18 protein-coding genes are annotated in these 23,848 nt (G+C 40.8%); 1 reads left to right on the top strand and 17 read right to left on the bottom strand.

Going from position 1 to position 23,848, the window contains the following annotated elements; translation table 11 throughout:
• Positions 1 to 20 precede the first annotated feature (20 nt).
• From HW271_RS02390 to HW271_RS02375, 4 genes are read right to left on the bottom strand one after another with little or no spacing between them, the layout of a single operon-like run.
• A complete protein-coding gene (locus HW271_RS02390) occupies positions 21 to 3,065 on the bottom strand; it encodes a type I restriction endonuclease subunit R (protein WP_178894711.1) in 3,045 nt (1,014 codons plus the stop codon).
• 54 nt (positions 3,066 to 3,119) lie between these two features.
• Positions 3,120 to 3,701, bottom strand: a complete 582-nt coding sequence (locus HW271_RS02385; protein WP_178894710.1) for a restriction endonuclease subunit S — start codon at positions 3,699 to 3,701, stop codon at positions 3,120 to 3,122.
• 31 nt (positions 3,702 to 3,732) lie between these two features.
• On the bottom strand, positions 3,733 to 4,890 hold the full coding sequence (locus HW271_RS02380) for a restriction endonuclease subunit S (protein ID WP_178894709.1): 1,158 nt from the start codon (positions 4,888 to 4,890) through the stop codon (positions 3,733 to 3,735).
• Positions 4,890 to 6,458: a type I restriction-modification system subunit M gene (locus HW271_RS02375; RefSeq protein ID WP_178894708.1), complete on the bottom strand. Its 1,569-nt coding sequence runs from the start codon at positions 6,456 to 6,458 to the stop codon at positions 4,890 to 4,892. The genes HW271_RS02380 and HW271_RS02375 overlap by 1 nt, the downstream gene beginning before the upstream one ends.
• 151 nt (positions 6,459 to 6,609) lie before the next feature.
• Between HW271_RS02375 and HW271_RS02370 the strand changes: the two genes are divergently transcribed.
• The gene (locus tag HW271_RS02370) at positions 6,610 to 7,230 is read left to right on the top strand and encodes a TVP38/TMEM64 family protein (RefSeq protein ID WP_178894707.1); all 621 of its coding nucleotides are present in this window, start codon (positions 6,610 to 6,612) and stop codon (positions 7,228 to 7,230) included.
• 41 nt (positions 7,231 to 7,271) lie between these two features.
• Here the strand turns inward: HW271_RS02370 and HW271_RS02365 are convergent, their stop codons facing one another.
• The 13 genes from HW271_RS02365 to HW271_RS02305 form a co-directional block, all read right to left on the bottom strand.
• Positions 7,272 to 8,426 carry an MFS transporter gene (locus HW271_RS02365; protein WP_178894706.1) on the bottom strand — a complete coding sequence of 385 codons (1,155 nt, stop codon included), beginning with the start codon at positions 8,424 to 8,426 and terminating at the stop codon, positions 7,272 to 7,274.
• 173 nt (positions 8,427 to 8,599) lie between these two features.
• Positions 8,600 to 9,526, bottom strand: coding sequence for a permease-like cell division protein FtsX (ftsX, locus tag HW271_RS02360; protein WP_045615357.1), 927 nt, complete (start codon positions 9,524 to 9,526; stop codon positions 8,600 to 8,602).
• Positions 9,519 to 10,211 carry a cell division ATP-binding protein FtsE gene (gene ftsE / locus HW271_RS02355; RefSeq protein ID WP_004251332.1) on the bottom strand — a complete coding sequence of 231 codons (693 nt, stop codon included), beginning with the start codon at positions 10,209 to 10,211 and terminating at the stop codon, positions 9,519 to 9,521. The genes ftsX and ftsE overlap by 8 nt, the downstream gene beginning before the upstream one ends.
• Positions 10,212 to 10,226: 15 nt before the next feature.
• Positions 10,227 to 11,322, bottom strand: a protein-coding gene (gene prfB, locus HW271_RS02350; RefSeq protein WP_100069481.1) for a peptide chain release factor 2 whose coding sequence is annotated in 2 segments (ribosomal slippage) — positions 10,227 to 11,249 and positions 11,251 to 11,322 — 1,095 coding nt in all. Because the reading frame shifts where the segments join, the coding sequence is not laid out codon by codon here.
• A gap of 179 nt (positions 11,323 to 11,501) precedes the next feature.
• Positions 11,502 to 12,761, bottom strand: coding sequence for a TRZ/ATZ family protein (locus HW271_RS02345; RefSeq protein ID WP_178894705.1), 1,260 nt, complete (start codon positions 12,759 to 12,761; stop codon positions 11,502 to 11,504).
• A 119-nt stretch (positions 12,762 to 12,880) separates the two neighbouring features.
• Positions 12,881 to 14,629, bottom strand: a complete 1,749-nt coding sequence (locus HW271_RS02340) for an ABC transporter ATP-binding protein (RefSeq protein WP_178894704.1) — start codon at positions 14,627 to 14,629, stop codon at positions 12,881 to 12,883.
• A 1-nt stretch (position 14,630) separates the two neighbouring features.
• On the bottom strand, positions 14,631 to 16,355 hold the full coding sequence (locus HW271_RS02335; RefSeq protein WP_178894703.1) for an ABC transporter ATP-binding protein: 1,725 nt from the start codon (positions 16,353 to 16,355) through the stop codon (positions 14,631 to 14,633).
• Between the two features lie 50 nt (positions 16,356 to 16,405).
• Positions 16,406 to 17,344: a peptide-methionine (R)-S-oxide reductase MsrB gene (gene msrB, locus HW271_RS02330; protein WP_178894702.1), complete on the bottom strand. Its 939-nt coding sequence runs from the start codon at positions 17,342 to 17,344 to the stop codon at positions 16,406 to 16,408.
• A 124-nt stretch (positions 17,345 to 17,468) separates the two neighbouring features.
• Complete coding sequence (gene thrB / locus HW271_RS02325; protein ID WP_178894701.1) at positions 17,469 to 18,338, bottom strand: homoserine kinase; 870 nt, start codon at positions 18,336 to 18,338, stop codon at positions 17,469 to 17,471.
• A 1-nt stretch (position 18,339) separates the two neighbouring features.
• On the bottom strand, positions 18,340 to 19,626 hold the full coding sequence (locus tag HW271_RS02320) for a homoserine dehydrogenase (protein ID WP_178894700.1): 1,287 nt from the start codon (positions 19,624 to 19,626) through the stop codon (positions 18,340 to 18,342).
• Between the two features lie 139 nt (positions 19,627 to 19,765).
• A complete protein-coding gene (yaaA, locus tag HW271_RS02315; RefSeq protein ID WP_178894699.1) occupies positions 19,766 to 20,488 on the bottom strand; it encodes a peroxide stress protein YaaA in 723 nt (240 codons plus the stop codon).
• Positions 20,489 to 20,533: 45 nt separating this feature from the next.
• A complete protein-coding gene (locus tag HW271_RS02310; RefSeq protein ID WP_178894698.1) occupies positions 20,534 to 20,944 on the bottom strand; it encodes a peptide deformylase in 411 nt (136 codons plus the stop codon).
• Positions 20,945 to 21,053: 109 nt separating this feature from the next.
• Positions 21,054 to 23,738 carry a cation-translocating P-type ATPase gene (locus tag HW271_RS02305; RefSeq protein WP_178894697.1) on the bottom strand — a complete coding sequence of 895 codons (2,685 nt, stop codon included), beginning with the start codon at positions 23,736 to 23,738 and terminating at the stop codon, positions 21,054 to 21,056.
• Positions 23,739 to 23,848 lie beyond the last annotated feature (110 nt).

Below are 23,848 nucleotides of genomic sequence, written 5' to 3'. Positions count from 1 at the left end.
TGAATCTAAAGTTCACGTCACTAAATTCCTGAATAAATCTCTACTAATGTTTGAATCTGATGTAAAACTTCTTGTTTCTTACGTTCACGAGCTCCATGTCTACGAGAAGTCGGTGGAATAATCGAATCCAAATCAGCTCCACTATTCTCAGCATAACCACGTTGAATAGAACGATCAATGAATAATTGATAATCTTTTACAAGATTTTCAGACTCTGCCAATTCACGAATAGCGACTGCTTTACGTTCTTTACCATAAGCATAGAATGCATTGATAATTTCATCATGGTCTTTCAGACTCGCTAAATCAGTATCATTGATAAAGCTAATCACCAACTCTTCCTTAGCACGAATATCAATACTTGACCGAATAACACGGCTAACTTCAGCTTTCATTGCTTCCTTAGACTCAGAGTTCTTCGATTTTTCAACAATTAATGCGAGTATATAGTCCAGATTAATCTCGTCCGTTTTTAAGAGCTCAATCTCAAATTCAATATCTGAAAGGTCAACACCTAAATCTTTTGTTCTTTCATAGTTTTTAAGGTTTAAGAATTCATCTCGAATTTCCACATAAGAACTTCTTAAATCTTGGAGATAACCTTCCGAGATAGGCTTGTCGATTTCCTGAAATTCATCATAATTTCGAAGAACGTTATCAAGCTTCAGAAACTCACCAAATAACTTAACAAACTCTTTTTTATCACGTTCTGTTTCTATTTCTTGTGGGTTCGGGAATCTTTCCAGAATTTCCTGACAAACTTCTGTATAACCTTTAACCTTGATACCAGTTACCTGATCCACGAAACCATCCATGTATTCGCTAAAACTTTTTTCTAAGATAATATCAAGTTTATTGGTATCCCCAAAGGTTCTAATAGCTTCTTGAGTAGCTTTTTCTAAATCACGGAAACATACGATATTCCCAAAAGGTTTAACTTTGTTAAAAATTCGGTTGGTTCTAGAAAAAGCCTGAATCAAACCATGATAACGTAGGTTTTTATCAACAAAGAGAGTATTCATAGTCGGAGCATCAAAACCTGTCAAGAACATACCCACTACAATCAACAAATCCACTTCCTTAGACTTAACTCGTTTAGAAAGGTCACGATAGTAATTTTGAAACTCTTTCCCATCAGTCGAAAAGTTGGTCTTGAACATTTGATTATAGTCGTAGATTGCCTTAGCTAGAAACTCTTTAGATGAGAGAGGCATGGCTGTATCTTGAGGGTCTAGCTCTTCATCTTGAATCTCTCCATAAGCTGACTGTTCTTCGTTAGGCGCAAAGCTAAAGATAGTCGCGACCTTCAAACGCTTAGCTTCTGGTAATGCTGCTTGTTGTCGCTGAAGTTCTTCATAGTATAATTTCGCAGCTTCAATACTTTGTACAGCCAGCATGGCATTAAAACCAGACAGTTGTTTTTGTTTATGAGTATAGTGTTGATTTCGGTGCGTCTTGTCGTTATAGACTCTCAACAGGTACTCTGTGATGGTTGCAATCCGTTCAGGATGCAAAAGAAGTTCTTTCTCCATCTTTTTGAGTTTCTTCTCATCGAGCTCTCGACCGACTGCCTTTTCTGCTTCTTTATACTTATTGATTTCAGGCTTGATATAGTTGTAATCAACTTTGAACTTCAACACTTTTTTATCTCGAATAGCATCTGTGATAACGTAGTTATGAAGTTGTTCGCCAAAAACCTCTTGAGTTGTTTCTCCTGTTAAACTATTTTCTGGGAAAATCGGAGTCCCTGTAAATCCAAATAAAGCATACTGTTTAAAAGCTTTTTTGATACGCTTTTGCGCTTTCCCAAACTGAGAACGATGACACTCGTCAAAAATCAAGACACATTTTTTACTGTAAATTTCATGGTTTGGGTTCGCAGTGATAAACTTATTTAATTTTTGAATGGTTGTGACAACAATTCGATCATCATTTTCTTCAATACTACGTTGGAGTTCTTTTGTATTGTTACTACCATTGACTGAATTTGGTTGGAATTTTTGATATTCCTTCATGGTTTGATAGTCTAAATCTTTCCTATCAACCACAAAAATCACTTTGTCAATATAGTCCAACTCTGTTGCTAAACGAGCGGTCTTAAAGCTGGTCAAAGTTTTCCCAGAACCAGTCGTGTGCCAGATATAGCCACAAGCATTGATCGTACCGAAATTCTTCATTTCATTTGTGGAATGTATCTTTCGTAAAATACTCTCCGTTGCTGCTATCTGATAAGGGCGCATGATAAGCAAGGTATTATCAGCATCAAAGACACAATACTTAGTCAAGACTTCCAAGAGGACTCGTTTACTTAGGAATGTAACGGTAAAGTCTTCTAAATCATGAATGGTTTTATTTTTGCGGTCTGCCCATTCACAGGTGAATTCATAATGATTTTTATTTTGAGCTGTCGTATTGGCAAAGTAGCGCGTATAAGTCCCATTAGAAATAACAAAGATCTGAATGTACTTGTATAAGGAATTCTCACTATTGAAGCTTTCCTTGCTATATCTATGGATTTGTTCAAAAGCTTCTTTAAGACTAACACCACGTCTTTTCAATTCAATCTGAACTAACGGCAGACCATTCACTAAAATAGTAACATCATAACGATTGGTATGGCTGCCTACTTGAGTCACTTGGTTAATGACCTGCATGCTGTTGTTATGAATGTTTTTCTTATCAAGGATGAAAATATTTTTAATTCGTCCATCATCAAAGACAAAGTCATAGATATAATTTTCTTGAATCTTGCGTGTTTTTTCAACTAACCCCTCATTGGGACAATCCAGATACTCAACTACAAAGCGATCCCACTCAGCATTCGTAAAGGTCACCTTATTGAGTTTTTCTATTTGCACCTTGGCATTTGCTAAGAGTTCTTCAGGTGTATGAATATTTAAGCGTTCATAGTTGAGATGATTTACCAAATCAGAAATTAACTGATTTTCTAAATCAGCCTCTGTCTGATATTCTCTATCCGTACGATACTCTGGTTGATACTCAGCCAAGAGAATCCCTTCATTTGTTTCCGCAATTACTTCATGTACTTTTGAATAATCAACCATAGCATGCTTCCTTTTTGTTTTAATTGAGATTCTATCTCAATATGATTAAAGAGTTTATCTAGTAAAGTTTAATAATTGTTCTCGCCAGTATTCATACTGTTTCTGTCTTAGTTCAATTTCCTTTGGAAGGCCTTCAGAAAGAGAGTTGGTTAAGGTGTTGAAATGGTCAAGAATGGAGACAATTCTTTCTTGTTCTGTAATGGATGGAACTACAATTTGAAATTTTTCCATATCCTTAGAATTTATACGAACAACTTTTGTTCCAGTCACTTTTCTTTCCTTTTGAGATTGAAACGAAATCGATCTTAACCAATAATTCAAGTACCTCGAATTTTGATTCGTACGAATGATATAACTATCTCCAGAAATTCCAATCTCTTCCTTTCCTTCCCAAACGATTGCTTTCCCAACATCTTCAACATTTTCAGATGTTGTTGCCATTATCAAATCATTTGGATAGGCTTTTTTTAACTTTTTGAATACCATTTCACTAGTTTTGGAGAGTGTGTGAGCTACTGTAAAATCGTATTTAGTGTAAATTTGTCCATAGTGGATAACAGATTTTCCAACTTGGGTAAAATCTTTCTTCTGAAGACCATTTCCTCTTACAAATTCACAAATACTACCCAACTCCACTCGAATTGGTCCAAATACCCAGTTTAAGAGCCTAATGATGTCTTGTCTGTACTGTACTGTCAGTGTACTCGCCTTCGGCGACGAATGTCAAGAGTTTATCTCGAAAATATTCGTACTGTTTTTGACGTAGTTCTATCTCCTTGGGCAGTCCGATATTTAAGTCGTTACAAACCGTATCAAAGTTGTCTAGAACCTGAACAATGCGAGATTGGATTTCGAGAGATGGGACTGGGATTTTGAATTTTTCAGTATCATTACTAGAAATTTGCGGCATTTGCATATTATTAGCAATATTTTGAAAATGTTCCTTATTATGAACTAAATAATGATAAATATATCTTAAGTTGATATTCTCATTGTCTGAACTGTACGACCAAAATTCATTTTTAAAACTAAATGGTTTTGTACAGTATTCAAAATCAATAATTCCACGAGATTTTACAACAATAGCTTCCTCAGTATGAATATCTTTATCAGGAATATCTCCATAGTTCACATCAGCATATGTCTTTCCTCCTGCAAAGATACGGATTGGCGCACCTTCTTTGTGAAGTAATTTCATCTGACTAGCTGTAATTTTAGTTCCCTTCCCTTTTTTAAGAAACTCATTTAACATCTTCCACTCAACCTGATAAACCTCATCCTCAAAGGACAAAAGTTTATCTCGATAATAAGAATATTGCTTTTTACGTGAGGTCAATTCTGAGGTCAATTCTGAGGTCAATTCTGTAACATAATCGGTAAATTTGTCAAGTATTTGCACGATTTTTTCTTGAATTTCTTCACTTTGAGGAATTGGTATAAGAGTAGTTCTTGCTTTACTCCAATGTCTTTTATAATTTCCTTCTTTCTTATAAAAATTACAAAAGCAATAGTATATATATTTTGCTTTTATGCCACTCTTAGGTTTCAAAATTTTTAAACCATCAGCTCCTTGAACAAAAGCGAAATCTATATATTTTACATGCTCTGAGTGATCCCCAAAAATAATATATTCATCCTTTTTCAGATATTTTCCATAATCTGAAAAACCTGCAATGAATTGTTCCCCTTGATCAACAATTGGTATTTCCCCTGATACTTTATACTCCTTTTTAGTTAATTTTACTGGACTTGTAACAGTATCAGTCACTTCCCCCAACTCTTTCCACTCAACGGGACAGTTTTGGATTTCTTCTAGGATATTCATCATTTACCTCCTAGTTTCTCTACAATCTTATCTATCTCAGCACGTAAGTAGTCAATCTTAGTGACGGTCTCAGCGATTTCTTGATTGAGAACATCAATATCAATCTTTTCACGTGTATCTTCTTGTTCAACATAGGTAGAGACAGAAAGATTGTAATCCTGCTCCGAACCAATCACTTCATTATCAACAAGAGCTGCTTTATAGTCTACACTTTGGTAGTTAGTAAATAATTCAACGATATGCTCAATATTACTATCCGTCAAGACATTGTTATTGGTCTCTTTTTTGAACTCCTTGCTCGCATCGATAAAAAGTGTTTTATTTTCTAGTTTATTCTTCGCCAACACTAAAATAGTGGTTGCGATAGAGGTTCCAAAGAAGAGATTTTCAGGAAGTGCAATCACTGCTTCAACAAAGTTGTTATCTACTAGATACTGACGAATGGTCTTCTCAGCACCACCACGATAGAAAATACCTGGAAAACAAACAATGGCTGCTCGACCTCTGTTAGATAAGTGATTGAGACTATGCATGATAAAGGCAAAGTCAGCTTTTGACTTAGGAGCTAATTTACCAGCTGGCGCAAAACGGTCATCGTTTATAAGAGTTGGGTCTCCATCTCCCACCCATTTGACTGAATATGGAGGGTTAGAAACAATAGCATCAAAAGGTTTTTCATCCAAATGCTGAGGATTTAAAAGGGTATCTCCTCGCTTAATATCAAAGTTGTTGTAGTTGATATTATGTAAGAACATATTCATACGAGCCAAGTTATAGTTGGTCATATTGATTTCTTGACCGAAAAATCCATCTTCTAGAATATGGTCTACGTATTGCTTTTTCATCTGAAGCAAGAGTGAACCCGAGCCACATGTTGGGTCGTAAACCTTGTTAATCTTGTCCTTACCAACCATTACCAAACGAGCAAGTAATTTAGAAACTGTCTGAGGAGTGAAGAATTCACCTCCGCTTTTACCAGCATTGCTCGCATAGTTGGAAATCAAGAACTCATAGGCATCCCCAAAAGCATCAATGTCATTTTCCTCAAAATTGCCGAAGTTAATACTATTGATACCATTAAGAATATCAGAAAGACGTTTATTTTTTTCTGGAACAGTTCCACCAAGGATGTTGCTTCGTGTGTCTAAGTTATCAAATAATCCTTTGATATCGTCTTCTGATTTGAATCCAATCGCCGATTTTTCAATGTCTTGGAAAATATTGGCTAATTCCTCGTTTAAATTTTCATTTTGTGAAGCGTTCTTAACGACATTTTCAAACAATTGACTAGGAAGAATAAAGAAACCTTTATCCTCAACTGTCCCTGGTTTGAAATCTCGCTCAGCTTCTTGGTCACTCAAATCGGCATAACGGAATTCTAAATCTCCAGCTTCATGCTCAGCGTGATCAAAGTAGTCTGCCATATGCTCTGAAATAAAGCGATAGAATAGGATTCCCAATATGTATTGCTTAAAATCCCAACCGTCTACAGCACCACGAACATCGTCCGCAATCGCCCAAATTTTACGGTGAAGTTCCTTGCGCTCTGCATTTTCTTTACTTGCCATTTTACTTTCCTTAATTATTGAATTCTTCCTATCATTATATCATATTACAGGCAGAAAGCGCCTTGATGATCCTACTTCCCTCAGAAAAACCTTGTAGTCTTTCTCCCTAAAATATGATATAGTAGAATCATACTAGACAAGAGGAGTTTACATGTCACACGATAAAGAACTGAAAGCTGTTTCTCCCCTTCTACAGCAAGCTATTCATATTTCCTCCATCGTCGGTGGAGTTGCTACTTTAATATTCTGTATCTGGGCCTATCAGGCTGGTATCTTGCACTCCAAGGAAACCCTTTCTGCCTTTATCCAACAGGCAGGTATCTGGGGGCCACCTCTCTTTATCTTTTTACAGATTTTGCAGACAGTTGTTCCTATCATTCCAGGTGCCCTGACATCCGTTGCAGGAATCTTTATCTACGGTCACATCATTGGAACGATTTATAACTATATCGGCATTGTCATTGGTTGTGCGATTATCTTTTACCTGGTGCGTCTCTACGGAGCACCCTTTGTCCAGTCTATGGTCAGCAAGCGCACCTATGACAAGTATATCGGTTGGCTAGATGAGGGTAATCGCTTTGATCGATTCTTTATCTTTATGATGATTTGGCCTGTTAGTCCGGCTGACTTTCTCTGTATGTTGGCTGCTCTGACCAAGATGAGCTTCAAACGCTATATGATCATTATCATCCTGACCAAGCCCTTTACCCTGGTTGTTTATACCTATGGCTTGACCTACATCATTGATTACTTTTGGCAAATGGTTGGCTGATACACAAAAAACTCAAGGATGAATCCTTGAGTTTTTCTTTTTTATGCTTCTTTTTTCAATAAAAGGGAAATAATAACCGATGTGGCAATCATCCATGTTCCTAGAATGATAAAGGTCATTCGACCATTCGTAGTCACCAAGCCAATCCCTGAAAGCACAAATGGTGTTAATGACGCTCCAGAAGAGCATCCCAATACAGCAAACGAAGTTGCTTTATTGAGGAGTTTTGCAGGAATTCGCTCAGATATCAACTGAAAAACTGTCGTCAGAGCAATGCTGTAGGCAAAGCCTCCAAGAATCGATCCTGCGACGACAACCCAGAGTGAAGGGGAAAGAGCAATGATGATTTGCCCAATACCAAAGGTGACACCAGCTACCAATAGAAGTTTTTCCTTAAAGGCAGAGATGAGGTAAGAAAAGCTGATACCCGCTAAAATACCGATCAACTGCATGGCACTGAGTACCAGACTAGACAACTGAGCATCTCCAAAACCTGCCTCAATCATGAGGCTAGGAATACGGAAAGTAATGGCAGTATTTGTACACACGATGACAGCAGCTACAATGGCAAGGAAGAAAATCAGCTGTAGCATGGAGCGAGTTAGTTTGGCTGCTTCTTCTGTCTTTTGCTTGGACTCATGAGCTTCTCCTTTTCCATAAGGGACAAAGAGAAGGAAGAGTACAAGAACCACTAGACCAGCTGCATAAGCTAAGAAGGTTGCGGTCCAGCCAAAGGCCAAGAGCTGACCGACTGCCAGCGTCAAGATAGAGGCTCCTACTACCTCAGCTGATCCACGAAAACCAAGCATCTGGATACGGGTCTTACCGTGGTAACGTTCACTGATGATTGAAATAGCCTTGGCATTGAGCATCCCAACTCCAAACCCAAATAGCAAGCGGGTCGCAAAAACAAAGTAATAGCCCTGATACCAGAAAGGAGCTGTTCCGCTGATTGATAAAATCAAAAGTCCCAAGGTCAACTGGAGGCGTTCAGGGAACATACGCTCTAAAACTCCGTTCAATAAAAGCATGGCCATAATCCCAAAGGATGGGAGGCTGACCAAGAGCTCGACCTGACCAGTCGAATAGCCCTGATAATAGTCAAACATGGCAGGTAGGGCACTAGAAATTGAAAACGATGTGATCAATACTAACGATAGGGAGAGTATGCTCACTTTTTCCAAAAATTGTTTCATCTTTTCCTCATTCATTATTCATATTAGTAAAAAAGGTCCTTTCCTATCATACACTCTTTACCCAAAATTGGCAAGCGACTGAGCCCCAAAACCGAAAGAAAAAGCGGGGCATCAAGAACTGTGAAGTCTTGATGACGTCCCACTTTTTTATGTGTTTTATCAAGTTCTTTGACTTAGATTTTCAAGAATCGACGCATTGAGATTCCTGAACCAAGTGAACCGATACAGATTCCGATGAGGAACAAGAGTCCGATCATCACTGGAATAAAGATATCTGGTGTAATCAAAGATAGGTTTTGTCCAACCAAGGATGGGTTGACTGATTGGAATACTCGGTTATAGATAAAGTAAACCAAAACTGATGGAAGAGCTGCTCCCAACAATCCGATAAAGGCACCTTCTAGCAAGAATGGGCCACGGATATAGCCGTTTTTCGCACCAACCAAACGCATGATTTGAATCTCACGACTACGTGAAATGATAGTGATACGGATGGTATTTGAAATCAAGAAGACTGCGATGAAGATCAAGAGTCCTGCGATAACTAATCCCCAAACACGGATGAAGGAAGCCAACTTGAAGAGACGTTCAGTGTTGGCACCACCGTCTTGAACTTCAGAGACACCTTCGATTTTCTTAGCTTCTTCAGCTACTGGTTTTACATCACTTGGTGAATTGGTATCTACGATGTAGGCATCATGAAGAGGGTTTGCATCTCCTTCAAACACCTTCCACTCGTCACCCATGGTTTCAGTCAGCTTTTGGTACTGTTCTTCTTTACTTGAGAAGGTTACATTTTTAACAGCTGGCAAGGCTTTGAGGGCATTATAGACCTTGTGGTAGTCATTGTTCGTGACTGTCTGGCCTTCTTTTACAATGGTTTCACTGTTGTCTTCAACGTCTTTACGAACATAAACCATAACGCGGACGTTGTTTTCGATATCAGTTGCTAATTTCGCAGTATTGAAGATAACTGACGCAAAAATAGCAACCAAGGTCAAGGTAATCATTACTGAACTGATAGCAGCAATGGTCATCCATCCATTACGCTTTAAACTCTTTAAAGCTTCAAACAGATGGCGGAAAAATCTACTAATCATCGTATCCGTACTCTCCTTTCGCTTCATCACGTACCACGCGACCATTTTCGATGGCAATAACGCGGTGGCGCAAGGTATTTACGATTTGGCTGTTGTGGGTCGCCATCAAAACAGTTGTCCCTTGAAGATTGATACGTTCCAAAAGGTTCATGATTTCCCATGAGTTATCTGGGTCCAAGTTACCTGTTGGTTCGTCGGCAATCAATACTTTAGGATTGTTTACGATAGCACGCGCTATAGCGATACGTTGTTGCTCACCACCTGATAATTCATTAGGGAAGGAACGCACCTTGTGCTTCAATCCAACTAGATCCAAAACTTCCATAACACGTTTTTTGATGTTACGACGGCTTTCACCGACAACCTCCATTGCGTAGGCAATGTTCTCATAAACTGTTTTCTTTGGCAAAAGTTTGTAATCCTGAAAGACTACTCCAACGTTTCTACGCAAGAATGGAATATCTTTCTTTTTAATCTTAACCAGGTTATAACCTGCAACTTGCAAGCTTCCTTTGTCGATTTTGACCTCACGATACAAGGCACGGATAAAGGTTGATTTACCTGCACCTGAAGGTCCTACGATGTAGGCAAATTCTCCTGCATCGATATTTACAGTGATGCCACGTAGGGCTGTTGTCCCGTTGTCATATTTTTTGACAACATCTCTCATTTCAATGATTGACATGTGACTTCCTTTCTTTTAACTGATACGCCATTTCAGATAAGCATCGATGAAACCATCTAGGTCTCCATCCATTACCTTATCTACTTGCGCTACTTCAAAGTTGGTACGATGGTCTTTTACCATTGTATAAGGCGTAAATACATAGGAGCGGATTTGGCTTCCCCATGTAATTTCCTTTTTCTCACCCTTGAGCGAGTCTACCTCAGCAGCTTTCTTTTCCTGTTCCATCTGATAGAGTTTTGCCTGAAGCATCTTCATAGCACGGTCACGGTTTCCGTACTGGGTACGGTCAACAGTTGATGCGACGACGATACCTGTCGGAATGTGAGTCAAGCGGACACCTGTTGAAACCTTGTTGACGTTTTGTCCACCTGCTCCTCCTGAACGGAAGGTATCCATCTTGATATCATCCTCACGGATTTCAACTTCGATGGTATCATCCAACTCTGGCATGACTTCTACAGAAGTAAATGAGGTGTGGCGACGTTTAGCAGAGTCAAATGGTGAGATTCGGACCAAACGGTGAACTCCCATCTCTGACTTGAGAAGACCATAAGCATTTGGTCCTTCAAAAGACAAGGTTACTGACTTGATTCCTGCTTCATCACCTGCTTGGTAGTCTAAGACCTCAACCTTGAAGCCTTTGGCATTTCCATAGCGAGTATACATACGAAGGAGCATATCGCCCCAGTCTTGAGCCTCTGTTCCCCCTGAACCCGGATGGATTTCTAGGATAGCATTGTTGTGATCATACGGCTCTGACAAAAGAAGGGTCATTTCATAGCTGGTCATCATCTGATCTAACTCATCGAGTTTTTCAACCAACTCATCCTTAACGGATTCATCCTCTGCCAAAAAGTCCAGTAAAATCTCAACTTCATCCTGCAACTCATCCATCTTGTGGAAAGTATTATAGGTATTTTTGAGTTCGTTTAATTCTTGCGACGTTTTTTGGGCCGCAATATTATCGTTCCAAAAATCAGGTTCTGTCATTTTGTTTTCCAAAATGGCAATTTCTTCCTCTAAACCTTCGAGGTCAAAGAGACCCCCTGAAAGAAGCTAATTTTTCACGATTTGCGTCAATTTTTTGACGAATTTCTGAAATGTCCATACATACTCCTTTAATTGTATCGTTTTATTATACCACAATTTTTCTTATTTATCTAATCGGTGTTTCTCCAATTTATTATCAGTATATTTCTGTAAGAGGTTAAACCAGTAATTCCATAAGCAAAACTAGAAAATCTCACAAGAAATTTCCCATGAGATTTAGAGAATTTATACTACTTTTTACAAGTTAACTGTCAACACTTGGCCGTCTTTCATGACTTGGTGACCAGCAATATAGACGTCAGCAACATCACTGGATTTGACAGCATAGACTAGGTGAGACAGCATGTTTTCTTGGGGTTGAAGATGGATTTTCCCTTGAGGTTGAATGACGAGAAAATCAGCTTGCTTACCGACTTCTAAACTACCAATCTCATCTTCCATTCCCAACACCTTAGCTCCTTCAATAGTCAGGGCTTTGAGGGCTGTTTCGATTGGAAATTGGCTGGCATCACCGCTCTTCATTTTCTGTAAAAGGGCCGCCGTACGACCTTCCTCAAACATATCGAGATTATTATTAGAAGCAACCGAGTCTGTCGCGATACCGACAGTCACACCTGCTTGTTGAAGTTGGACGACTGGTGCAATCCCTGAAGCTAGTTTGAGGTTGCTGATAGGATTGTGGGCGATAGCGACTTGCGAATCTGCCAAGCGGGTAATCTCTGCTTCATTTAACTCCACTCCATGGGCAAAGACAGCTTGATGGTCTAAATAGCCAAGTTCATCCAAAAATGCTATTGGTCTTTTGCCATAACGTTTCAGGATAATGCCTGACTCTTCCTGGGTCTCAGCTACATGGATATGAAGGGGAATGTCTTCTTCTTTTGCTAGCTCAAGACTTGCCTCCAGCAAATCTCGACTACAACTGTAGGGCGAGTGAGGGGCCACCATGACCTTGAAATTGGGATCCTGGTAGCCTTTGATTGTCTCAATGATAGCTCGAGTTCTGACTATAGTCTCATCTATCTTCTCCAGTTCTGAAGAAAAGAGGGTTGGAGAGAAATAGCAACGCATCTTGGAAGCCTTGACTACCTCATAAATCTTAGCTATATCCACTCCATTAGGATTATACATGTCATTGAAGGTTGTCGTTCCTGACTGGAGCATTTCTGTCAGCGCCTCTTTGACGGCTTTTGTAGTCATCTCTGGTGTGAACTCTGCTTCTGCTGGCCAGATATAGTCCTCTAGCCATTCGTGGAGATTACTATCATCACGAATCCCTCTCAAGCCAGTCATAGCAGAGTGGGTGTGGCAGTTAACCAAACCAGGCATAATCCAGGCACCCTGATAGTCTATAAGGTGTTCAGCTTGATCTAAGATTTCTTGTTTCTCTTGACCGACATAGACGATTTGGGATTCTTTAACAGCTAAAATCCCATCTAAATAAACGTGGAAATCTTGGTCACAAGTCACAATATTTACATGCTGAAAGACTTTCATTCATAGGCTCCTTTTCTATATAAGTATTCATACTGGATAATTTTTCTAGCTATTGTAACAAAAAAGTCACCCGAAGGCAACTTTTCTTGTTGTTTATTGGCATTATAAGTGTTTCCAATTTATTCTGGGCTAAAAGCTGCCGCTTTTTGCATTTGATAGTATTTACCTTTTCTCGCCATGAGTTCCTGATGATTGCCGTGCTCGACAATATCACCATCCACCAAGACAAGAATCAAATCAGCATCCTGAATGGTCGACAAACGGTGGGCAATGATAAAGCTTGTCCGCCCTTTCATGAGTTTGGCAAAGGCATCCTGAACCAGAATCTCGGTACGGGTATCGATGGATGAAGTTGCTTCATCTAAGATAAGAATCTTAGGAATGGCTAGAAAGACACGGGCAATGGTTAAGAGCTGAGCCTGACCAACAGATAAGGATTCCCCTGCATTTTCAAGCTTGGTATCATAACCCTGTGGCAACTGCTGGATAAAGAAGTCCGCATTTGCTGCCTTAGCTGCTGCAATGACTTGCTCTCGACTTGCTCTAGGATTGCCAAAGGCAATATTGTCATGAATGGTTCCTTGCTTGAGCCAAGTTTCTTGGAGCACCATCCCAAACTGCTGTCGAAGAGATGCTCTAGTATAGTCATAAATCGAACGACCATCTAGCAAAATATCGCCTGAATTAATCGGGTAAAAACGCATGAGAAGATTGATAAGTGTAGATTTCCCAGCACCCGTTGGTCCAACGATAGCAACCTTACTACCTGCTGGAATATCAATAGACAAGTCCTTGATTAAGATTTTTTCAGGGTTATAGCCAAAAGAAACATGTTTAAAGGAAATAGCTCCTTTGACTTGGTCGCTGCTCAATTCTTCTAGACCAGTTTCTGTAACCTCAGGACTTTCTAGAACAGCATAAACACGTTCTGCGCAAGCCAAGGCACTTTGCAACTCGGCCAAGACAGATGAAATATCGTTAAAGGGCTTGGTATACTGCTGTACATAGTTCAAAAAGGTCACTAAACGACCAACTGTCAAAGTAGAGCCCATCATGATACGGAAGGCCCCTACTCCAGCTAGCAGGGCATAAATGAGGGCATTGACAAAACGAGTTGAAGGATTGACTGTCGAAGAATAAAAGATAGCTGACTGAGAATAACCTGCATAGTTATCATTTGCCTCATGAAGTCTCTCGATAAATTCTTCCTGAGCATTGAAGGACTGGATAATGGTCTGTTGGGTGAGCGATTCTTCTATCAACTGAGTCTGAATCCCCCTAGTCTCTGTCTGCTTTTGAAAGAGATGGTAGGATCTCTTAGCGATAAAGCGTGAAATGACCATAGACAGAGGTGTTAAGAGCAAGACCAAGAGAGTCATCAAGAGATGGATTTGGAGCATGGCAAGGATGCTGACCAAAATCATCAAAACTCCGATGAAAAATTGGTTGAAAATCATATTCAGACCCGCTGCCAACTGCTCGATATCTGTCGTTACACGGCTGACCATTTCCCCACTACCTTGTCTATCTACAAGGGCAATCGGAAGACGATGGAGCTTTTCAATGATTTTTTCGCGCAAATCTCTGGTATAGGAGAAAATGAGGCGGTTGTATAGGAGGGGATTGGCCCATTGTACCAGTGTATTTCCTATCACCACCAAGATCATCTGGAGGAAAATCTGCCAGAATAGCTGGGATGATCCATCGACTAAGACTTGGTCGATCACTTGTCCAATCAAGATTGGTAAATAAATAGACAGGGCTACCTGGGCAATGGTTCCCAAGAAAGCTAGAAAAAGAAGGATGGGATGACTTGCTAAATCTTTTGCCAAACGTTTGAGGGTTTGACTTGCGTGTTTGCCTTTCATTCTAATCCTCCTTTCCATGTTGGGATGCATTGATTTCACGATAGACTTGACTAGTCCTCATCAATTCCTCATGATTTCCAAGCGCTAATTGCTGACCTTTCTCCAAGAGAAGAATTTGATCAGCAATCTTCAAAGTCGAAGTTCGTTGGGAAATCAAGATCAAGCTAGTATCAGGCAAGTTTTCCTGAACAGCCTTCAGAAGATTGGACTCAGTAATGGTATCAAGAGCCGAAGTCGCATCATCCAAGATAAGAAAAGGTGCTCGACGCAAGACTGCCCGGGCAATCGACAAACGTTGTTTTTGTCCACCTGAAAAATTACGACCGCCTGCTTGGACTTCTGCATACAGCTGACCTTCCTTTTCACTGACAAAGTCCTTGGCCTGAGCAATTTCCAAAGCCTGCCAAAGTTCTTGGTCAGAGACAGGCTCTTCCATACCCAAGGTCAAATTGGAACGAATCGTTCCCTTAAAAAGTTCAACCTTTTGAGGGACATAGGCTATCCAGGACCGCCATTGAGCCAGATCCCGAGAGCCATGTCCAGCCTGATAGAGGCCCACTGTTCCTTTATCTGGTTTGTACAAACCAAGTAAAACCTGTACCAAGGTTGACTTACCAGAACCAGTTCCTCCGATGATCCCAAGAATTTCTCCTTGCTGCATATCAAAAGAAATATCCCTTAGCGAAGGCTGAGCTGCATCTGGATAAGTAAAGGTCAAGTCTTGGACGTGTAAAACTTGATTTCCAGAAACCCTTCCTGCCTTAAGTTCAGTATGAATATCTTCAGGTTTTTCAGCGAAGACTTCCTCAATACGCTTAGCTGATATATAAGACTGGTTGAGTGAATTAATCAGCATGGCTAGTTTAATCAACTCTACCAAAATTTGTAAGAGATAGTTGATCAGGGCAATCAAGGCTCCCTGACTGAGCCAGCCTCCCTGAATAGAAATATAACCATTCCAGATAATCACCAGCAAAGTTCCGTTGACAATCAAATAGGTCAAGGGGGTCAATAGACTAGACCAGTAGCCTGTTTTCATTTGGATAGCCGTATAGATTTGGTTGAGTCGTTGGAAATTCTCAATCTCTCGTTTTTCTTGGCCAAAAGCACGAATCACACGCATCCCTTGTATCTGTTGGCGCGTCTCCTGAACTAGCTGGTCAGTTTTCTTTCTCAAACTACTGTAGAGAGGATTGACCAAGCGTGATAACACGACAATGACAAAGGTCAAAATGGCAACCATGACCAAGAACCATAGAGTCAATTCAGGCGAGAGGCGATAAGCCATGAAAATGGCACCGAAAACAATAATAGGCGCCCTTAAAAAGAGGCGTAAAAATTGATTGATCCCTGTCTGAATCTGATAGGTATCTGAAGTCAAGCGCGTCACCAAACTCGAAGTTGTCAAACGGTCTCTACTATCCTTAGGCAAGGAAAGAATATGACGATAAAGGTCATTGGTCAACTCCTTAGTAAAGCCGACTGCTGCCTTGGCTGAGTAAAACTGGGCTACTAAAGCTACCAAAACGCCGATAACTGCAAAAACAAAGAGGAGACCCATTTGCAGCCAGAGATGACCCTGATCTTTTTGAGGGATGGATTGGTCGACAATCCCAGCTATCACCATGGGAACCAAAAGTTCAAAGACAGCCTCTAACAACTTAAACAAGGGTGCTAGGAAAGACTCTTTCAGGTAGGGTTTAAAGTAAGAAAGTAATTGTTTCATGTGTCCCTTCTATTTTCAAAATGAAGAAGGTGGGAAAACCACCATCTTTTCTACTTGTTCAAATATGGAAGTAGGTAGCCATAGCCAGCCTCTTCCATCTCATCCTTAGCAATGAATCGTAAGGATGCAGAATTAATACAATAGCGTAAACCACCTAGTTCCTGAGGTCCGTCTGTAAAGACATGTCCCAAGTGAGCATTTCCTGAACGTGAACGAACTTCGATTCGCTCCATACCATGACTCAAGTCCTGGTAGTAATGAATGAGTTCCTTGGAAATAGGACGGCTAAAGCTTGGCCAACCACAGCCTGAGGCAAACTTATCCTTGGCAAAGAAGAGGGGCTCGCCAGTCGTGATATCTACATAAATTCCTTCCTCAAAAGTTTGGTCATAGGCATTGCTAAAGGGAGCTTCCGTCGCAGCCTCTTGGGTAACTCGGTAGGACTCTTCTGATAAACTTTCTCGTAAAACTGCCTGACTAGGTTTTTCATAGTTGGCAGCATCTATCAGTGGTTTCTCCGCATCCCTCACATCAATGTGGCAATAGCCACCAGGATTTTTCTTGAGGTAGTCTTGGTGATAGTCTTCAGCTAAGATATAGTGGCGAAGCTTCTCCACTTCCACTGCAATTTTACGACCGATGAGGAGTTCTTGTTCACGAACTACTGTATTGATAGTCGGTAAATCCTCTTCATATTTGTAATAAATCCCTGTGCGGTATTGACGACCACGATCATTCCCTTGTTGGTTGACAGAAAGGGGATCGATAACTCGGAAATAATAGAGTAAAATCTCACGGAGCGAGACTGCCTTTTCATCATAGATAACTTGCACAGTCTCAGCATGATCTGTTTCTTTGATCAGTTGATAATTGGTGGTTTCTACTTGACCATTAGCGTAACCAACACTTGTTTGCAGCACTCCAGAAATACGTGAAAAGTACTCTTCCAAGCCCCAAAAACAACCGCCTGCTAGATATATTTCTGCCATTTCAAATCCTCCTTGACCGTCTGTCGGTCGCTAAACACGGGAAACATTTCATATCCCATCTTTCATTTTCAAAAAAAGGACAGGAAGCCCTCTAATAGAGAGTTTCCCCATCCTATTGCTAAATTTATTTTGCTTCGACGCGAACGCCTTCTGTGTCTACTTGCAAGTCATGAAGCTTGCCTTTGAACGGTTGCTTTTCAAGCTCTGCCTTAATCTTTGGCATCTTGTCAGGGTCAGCCAAGACCATGACAGTCGGACCAGCTCCAGAGAGGTAGGTTGCATAAGCACCATTTTTCTTGGCAACTTTTTTGATGGTCGCAAATTCTCGCACCAGTTCTTGACGGTAACGTTCGTGGAAGAGGTCACTTTCGATAGCTTGGCCTGCTTTAACCATGTCACCAGTCAGTAGAGCTGCAATAGCAACATTGGCGATAGAACTTGCTGCAACAGCTTCCTTGTAAGAAAGTTTCTTAGGCAAGACACCACGACTATCGCGAGTACGCAATTCATAGTTTGGAATATAAGCTAAGAAAGCACACTCTGGGAAGGGCGCCACAACTGCTGAAACCTGGCCTTCGACTGAGCTTGCAATGACGAGATTTCCATAGATAGCAGGTGCAACATTATCAGGGTGTCCCTCAATCTTAGTCGCCAACTGTAATTTTTCATGTTTGCTTAGCTTCAAGTTTCCGAGTTGATTGGCCAGTTCAATCCCTGCAACGATGACCGAGCTTGATGAACCTAGCCCACGCGCAAGTGGAATATCACTAATCATTTTCAGACGTCTTGGTTGTAGGTCTGGAACAATTTGTAAAGCAATCTTCAGCAAAAGATTACGTTCATCACGTGGAATCCATTTGCCTAGTTGGTGCTCAATCATCCATTCTTCACGTTCCTCACAAACCTGAATTTCTAGATACTTAGTTACAGCTACACCAACAGAGTCAAAACCTGGACCCACATTAGCACTTGTAGCAGGTACAATAATCTTCATCTTAGTCTCCTAAAACCTTGAAGGTATTGAGAAGTTCAAACTCAGATACACGCTTCAAAGCTGCTGTAATATTTTCAAGTTGCGCCTTGTTGATTTTATGAGTGATGATGACAATACGAGCCTTACCTTCTTGCTTACCATCTTGTAGGATTTGCTTGAAGGAAATATCTTCTGCGTTAAAGAGTTCAGCCAATTTCAAGACTTGACCTTTTGAGTCTGGAGCCAAGATTGAGAAATAGTAGTTGGCTTTGACATCTTCTGGCTTAGCCAAGACCACTGGACGGCTGTATTCATTAAAGGCTTTTCCAATTGTTCCATCATTCAAACGACGAACGATACGGGCAATATCAGCCACAACACTTGTTGCAGTTGGTTTTTGACCTGCACCTGGTCCGTAGTACATAGACTCGCCGATACCGATTGATTCCACAAAGACCGCATTCATAACACCGTTAACACTTGCTAGTGGGTGTTCTTTAGGAAGGAAGGTTGGTGTAACCTCAGCAGCGATTCCAGAAGCTGTTTCTTCGATAGAACCAACTAATTTCACAACATAACCAAGTTCTTGAGCTACTGCTACATCTTCTGGAGTGATGTTGCGAATTCCTTGGTGACCAACATCTTCAAACTTGACATTCATCCCAAAAGCAAACTGGCTAAGGATGACCATCTTGTAGGCTGCATCAATCCCGTCCACATCATTGGTTGGGTCGCTTTCAGCGAAGCCAAGTCGTTGGGCTTCAGCAAGGGCATCTTCATAAGACCAACCTTCGGTTACCATTTTAGTCATCATGAAGTTAGATGTTCCATTGACAACACCAAGAACACGAGTGATTTTGTCTGATGCTAGTGAGTTAACCAAGGTACGAAGGATTGGAATTCCTCCTGCAACAGCTGCTTCGTAGTAGAGAGCAACATTGTGAGCTTTAGCAATTTCAAGCAATTCTGCACCATGGACTGCCAAAAGGTCCTTGTTGGCTGTTACGACGTGTTTCCCTGCTTCTAACGCACGAGTGATAAAGGTTTTTGCAGGCTCGATACGTCCCATCAACTCAACAACGATCGTGATGTCTTTGTCTGACAAGATTTCATCGATATTTGTTACAAAATTAAAATCATTTCCCGCTTCAAGCAAGCGTGCTTTTTCTTGATCATCTTTGACCAAAACTTTAGCTACTTCAATTTCTGACTGGGCTGCTTGAACGATTTTTTCTCTATTTTCCTTTAGCAAGAATGGTACACCACTGGCTACTGTACCAAATCCAAGTAAAGCAATCTTAACTGACATGTTTGTCTCCTCGAAATTTTCTAATAGTCCTATTATACCAAAATTGTGAGAAAATTCCTACCATTCTAAACTAAAAATAGGAGCACCAAATTACAAAAAGCCTGCCCTGATACAATTTAGGACAGACTCTATTTTCTATCTATTTCACAAAAGCCAATTCCTTGTCACTAGACAAGTCTTCTCGATAATTGAAATCCGCAAAGCTGAGCTTTTTAATCTCTTCAACCGAAGTGACCTGACCTTCCATCAAGGCTGTTAAGAAAGCACCTCTGGCTTTTTTTGAAATGGTTGAATGGATTTTTAGTTTACCATCTCGCTCTTCCATAAACTTAAAGGTCACCATCTTCTCTCGGATTTCTTTTGGAAAGACATTTTCAAATTCAGAAGACAAGAGTGAAAAGATTAGTTCTTCACCCTTCAGCGACTCTTCATAGGCTGACTGCCAGTGACTTTTCAGGCTTTTCCCAGCGACTTTGAGTTTCATCAAAAAGTCCAGTCTGTGGGGAGCAATGGGTGCAAAGGCCGGGATCACACCATAGAGAGCTGATGTTATCGTGAGGTGTTTCTCCAGATAGGCTTGCTCCGCTTGGGTTAGATTGTCCCGTTTGATGTTGCGATACATGAGCCCATCAAAGAGGTACAAGGCAGGATAGTTTTTAGCCGTTCCATTTTTCAAGGCTTGGATATGGTCATACTCCTCTTGCGCCTTTTCGGCAGAGATTTTATAAAAAATCTCTAAATCTTGGGCAGAATATCTAGCTAATTCATCCAGAACAGCCTGACTCTCAAGACACAAAGGTTTTCCCTCTAAACTAGGGATTTCAGTGTTCATTTCTTTTGCAGTTGGGATTAAAATTTTCATAGTGTTAGTGTAGCATATTTTTCTAGGAGCACCAAGGATTTGAGCCTAAATGATACGTCCTTCCAAATGATCCAATTCATGCTGACAAATCTGAGCAGGAAAGCCTGTCAGGGTAATGGTCTGCTCTTGCCATTGGATGTCTCTGTAGCTTACTGTAATCTTTTCATATCTGGTTGTTGGTCTTACTCCTGTCAGAGACAAGCAACCTTCCTCGGTCTCGTAAGACCCTTCAAAAGACTTGAGAACGGGATTAAACATAACCATAGGAATCATGCCGATATTAAAAATAATGACACGTTTTTGCACCCCAATCATATTAGCTGCTAGTCCAACACAGGTTTCACGATTAGCCAGTAAGGTGTCCTGCAAATCCTTTGCTAGAGGCAAATCCTCTTTACTCGCAGGCTGGGATACCTGCGACAAAAACATCATATCTTTTACAATTTTCTTTTCCAACTACTATTCCTCCACCTTTATCATTCTACTTGATTATAGCATAAAATCTTTGTCAGTTTATCTTTATATAAAAACAAAAAGCCATCCGAAGATGACTTTTCATAAGTGATCAAATCGCGTTTTTATCTTTTCCAAGTGCTCGTTGGACTGCTTTAACAATCTCAACAAGGACTACAATCATAAGCGCTCCTACAGCGACCACCATCCATTGAGTCAAACTCAAATGTGAAACGTGGAAGAGATTATTAAATCCAGGAACCAAAATTGTCACCACAAAGAGGACGAAGGCAACTGGGATAGACCAGTTAAATGTCTTGTTCGTAAAGAGTCCGACTGTAAAGATAGATTGGTAAACCGACTTAACGTTAAAGGCATGGAGCAATTGGATCAAACCGAGAGTTGCAAAAGCCATGGTAAGGGCATCTGCGTGGATTTCAGATTGAACTTGATGCTCTGGGAAGAGAATTGCCCAACCATAAACACCTAAAACGAGCATCGTTTGGAAGATCCCTTGATAAATGATTGCTCCGAAGACACCACCATCAAAGAAGTTAGACTTACGGCCACGTGGTTTGTGGGTCATGACCCCTGGTTCAGCTGGTTCCACCCCAAGAGCGATGGCTGGTAGCGTATCTGTTACCAGGTTAATCCATAGCAAATGCACTGGTTGAAGTACATCCCAACCTAACAAGGTTGCAAAGAAGATGGTGAAAACTTCAGCCATATTGGCAGACAAGAGGTATTGGATTGATTTTTGGATATTTGAGAAGACCTTACGTCCTTCTTCTACCGCTACGATAATGGTTGCAAAGTTATCATCAGCAAGGACCATATCAGATGCTCCCTTAGAAACTTCTGTACCTGTAATCCCCATACCGATACCGATGTCAGCTGTCTTAAGGGAAGGCGCATCGTTGACCCCATCACCCGTCATAGCGACAACCTTACCTTCATTTTGCCAAGCTTTAACGATGCGAACCTTGTGCTCAGGTGACACACGTGCGTATACAGAGAATTGCTTGAAGACTTTTTGGAATTCTTCATCAGTGAGTTCGTTCAACTCAGCTCCAGTGAAGACATGGTCTTCTGTATCATTTGGATCAATGATTCCAAGACGTTTGGCAATAGCTTCCGCTGTATCTTGGTGGTCACCAGTGATCATAATCGGACGGATACCTGCTTCTTTAGCGACACGTACAGCTTCTGCTGCTTCAGGACGCTCAGGATCAATCATGCCGACCAAACCAGAGAAAATAAGGTCAGATTCAACAATTTCAGATTCCAAGGTTGGAATTTCGTTACTTGTCTTGTAAGCCATCATCAAGACACGAAGGGCTTGTTTAGCCAAGTCTTTGTTGGTTGCAAGGATGGCATTTTTATCTTCTTCTGTGATTGGGCGAACTTCCCCATTGACTTCGATACGAGTCACACGCTTGAGCAATTGGTCAGGGGCACCCTTGACAGCGATAAAGTAAGTACCGTCTGCTTCCTTATGGATCGTAGACATAAGTTTACGTTCTGAGTCAAATGGCAATTCTGCTACACGTGGCTCATCCTTCAAAACTTCACGAACGTCAAAGTTGTGATCCAAACCAAACTGTACAAGGGCTGTCTCAGTTGGATCCCCAATCAATTTGCCAGATGGGTCTACCTTAGTATCATTGGCAAAGTTCATGATGCGAAGCGTATTGTTGCTAGCAGCAATCTCAGCTGCTGAGCTTTGCAATTGACCGTTGGTGTAGACCTTCTCAACAGTCATTTGGTTCATAGTCAAAGTACCTGTTTTATCAGATGCGATGATTTCTGTTGAACCAAGAGTTTCAACCGCTGGTAATTTACGAACGATAGAATTACGTTTAGCAAGAGTAGTTGTTCCTAAAGATAGAACGATAGTTACAATGGCAGGGAGTCCTTCTGGAATCGCAGCAACCGCAAGAGCAACCGCAACCATCAAGCCTTCTAACGGATGTTCTCCACGAACGAAGACACCAACCAAGAAAGTGATAACCGCAATCACAACGATTAAGTAAGTCAAGGCTTTAGATAATTGTTCCAAGCTTTGCTTCAATGGTGTTTCAGTCTCATCGGCATTAGCCAACATATCTGCAATCTTACCAACTTCTGTATACATACCAGTGTTTGTTACGACACCAATACCACGACCATAAGTTACATTTGAGTTTTGGTAACCCATATTAACGCGGTCCCCAATACCAGCATCTGCTTCAACAAGTCCTGTCACATCTTTTTCAACTGGCACAGACTCCCCTGTAAGAGCTGCTTCTTCAATTTTAAGAGAAGCTGCTTCAAACAAACGCATATCTGCAGGCACGACATCTCCCGCTTCAAGCAAGACGATATCTCCGGGTACCAATTCTTTTGAGTCAATCTCAATGACATGACCGTCACGACGAACACGAGCCATCGGGCTAGACATATTTTTCAGAGCTTCAATGGCTGCTTCTGCTTGCCCTTCTTGGTAAACCCCAAAGGCAGCATTCAAGACAACAACGGCCAAGATGATAATGGCATCCGTTAGACCGTCCATTCCTTCTGTAATCACAGAAAGTGCCGCTGCCGCAAGCAAGATGATAATCATCAAATCCTTAAATTGATCAAGGAATTTAGCTAGTAGGCTACGTTTCTCACCCTCTTCCAACTCATTACGACCATAAGTCGCTAAGCGTTCTTGAGCCTGAGTAGTTGACAAACCCTCGACAGATGAGTCCAGATTCTTTAGGACTTCTTCTGCAGTTTGTGTGTAAAACAAATCTTTATTTTGTTCTTTTGACAAAACAGTCTCCTCCTTTTTGGCCTCTTTTTACAAAAAAAGAGACCTGTTTTTTAAAAAAACAAGTCTCGCTGTTTAATATAGTGCCGGAAATAATTCGTAATGACGACACT

The sequence above is a fragment of the Streptococcus sp. oral taxon 061 genome (assembly GCF_013394695.1).
GTDB lineage: Bacteria > Bacillota > Bacilli > Lactobacillales > Streptococcaceae > Streptococcus.
The sequence above is the reverse complement of the archived record's forward strand: the minus strand, read 5'-3'. Positions and strand labels throughout refer to the sequence as shown.

Excerpts from the sequence above, each read along its gene's own strand:
- HW271_RS02320 (WP_178894700.1), bottom strand. The coding sequence starts at position 19,626 with ATGTCAGTTAAGATTGCTTTACTTGGATTTGGTACAGTAGCCAGTGGT.
- HW271_RS02370 (WP_178894707.1), top strand. The coding sequence starts at position 6,610 with ATGTCACACGATAAAGAACTGAAAGCTGTTTCTCCCCTTCTACAGCAA.
- msrB (WP_178894702.1), bottom strand. The coding sequence starts at position 17,344 with ATGGCAGAAATATATCTAGCAGGCGGTTGTTTTTGGGGCTTGGAAGAG.
- HW271_RS02340 (WP_178894704.1), bottom strand. The coding sequence starts at position 14,629 with ATGAAAGGCAAACACGCAAGTCAAACCCTCAAACGTTTGGCAAAAGAT.
- thrB (WP_178894701.1), bottom strand. The coding sequence starts at position 18,338 with ATGAAGATTATTGTACCTGCTACAAGTGCTAATGTGGGTCCAGGTTTT.
- HW271_RS02345 (WP_178894705.1), bottom strand. The coding sequence starts at position 12,761 with ATGAAAGTCTTTCAGCATGTAAATATTGTGACTTGTGACCAAGATTTC.
- HW271_RS02365 (WP_178894706.1), bottom strand. The coding sequence starts at position 8,426 with ATGAAACAATTTTTGGAAAAAGTGAGCATACTCTCCCTATCGTTAGTA.
- HW271_RS02380 (WP_178894709.1), bottom strand. The coding sequence starts at position 4,890 with ATGAATATCCTAGAAGAAATCCAAAACTGTCCCGTTGAGTGGAAAGAG.
- HW271_RS02335 (WP_178894703.1), bottom strand. The coding sequence starts at position 16,355 with ATGAAACAATTACTTTCTTACTTTAAACCCTACCTGAAAGAGTCTTTC.
- HW271_RS02390 (WP_178894711.1), bottom strand. The coding sequence starts at position 3,065 with ATGGTTGATTATTCAAAAGTACATGAAGTAATTGCGGAAACAAATGAA.
- ftsX (WP_045615357.1), bottom strand. The coding sequence starts at position 9,526 with ATGATTAGTAGATTTTTCCGCCATCTGTTTGAAGCTTTAAAGAGTTTA.
- HW271_RS02375 (WP_178894708.1), bottom strand. The coding sequence starts at position 6,458 with ATGGCAAGTAAAGAAAATGCAGAGCGCAAGGAACTTCACCGTAAAATT.
- yaaA (WP_178894699.1), bottom strand. The coding sequence starts at position 20,488 with ATGAAAATTTTAATCCCAACTGCAAAAGAAATGAACACTGAAATCCCT.
- ftsE (WP_004251332.1), bottom strand. The coding sequence starts at position 10,211 with ATGTCAATCATTGAAATGAGAGATGTTGTCAAAAAATATGACAACGGG.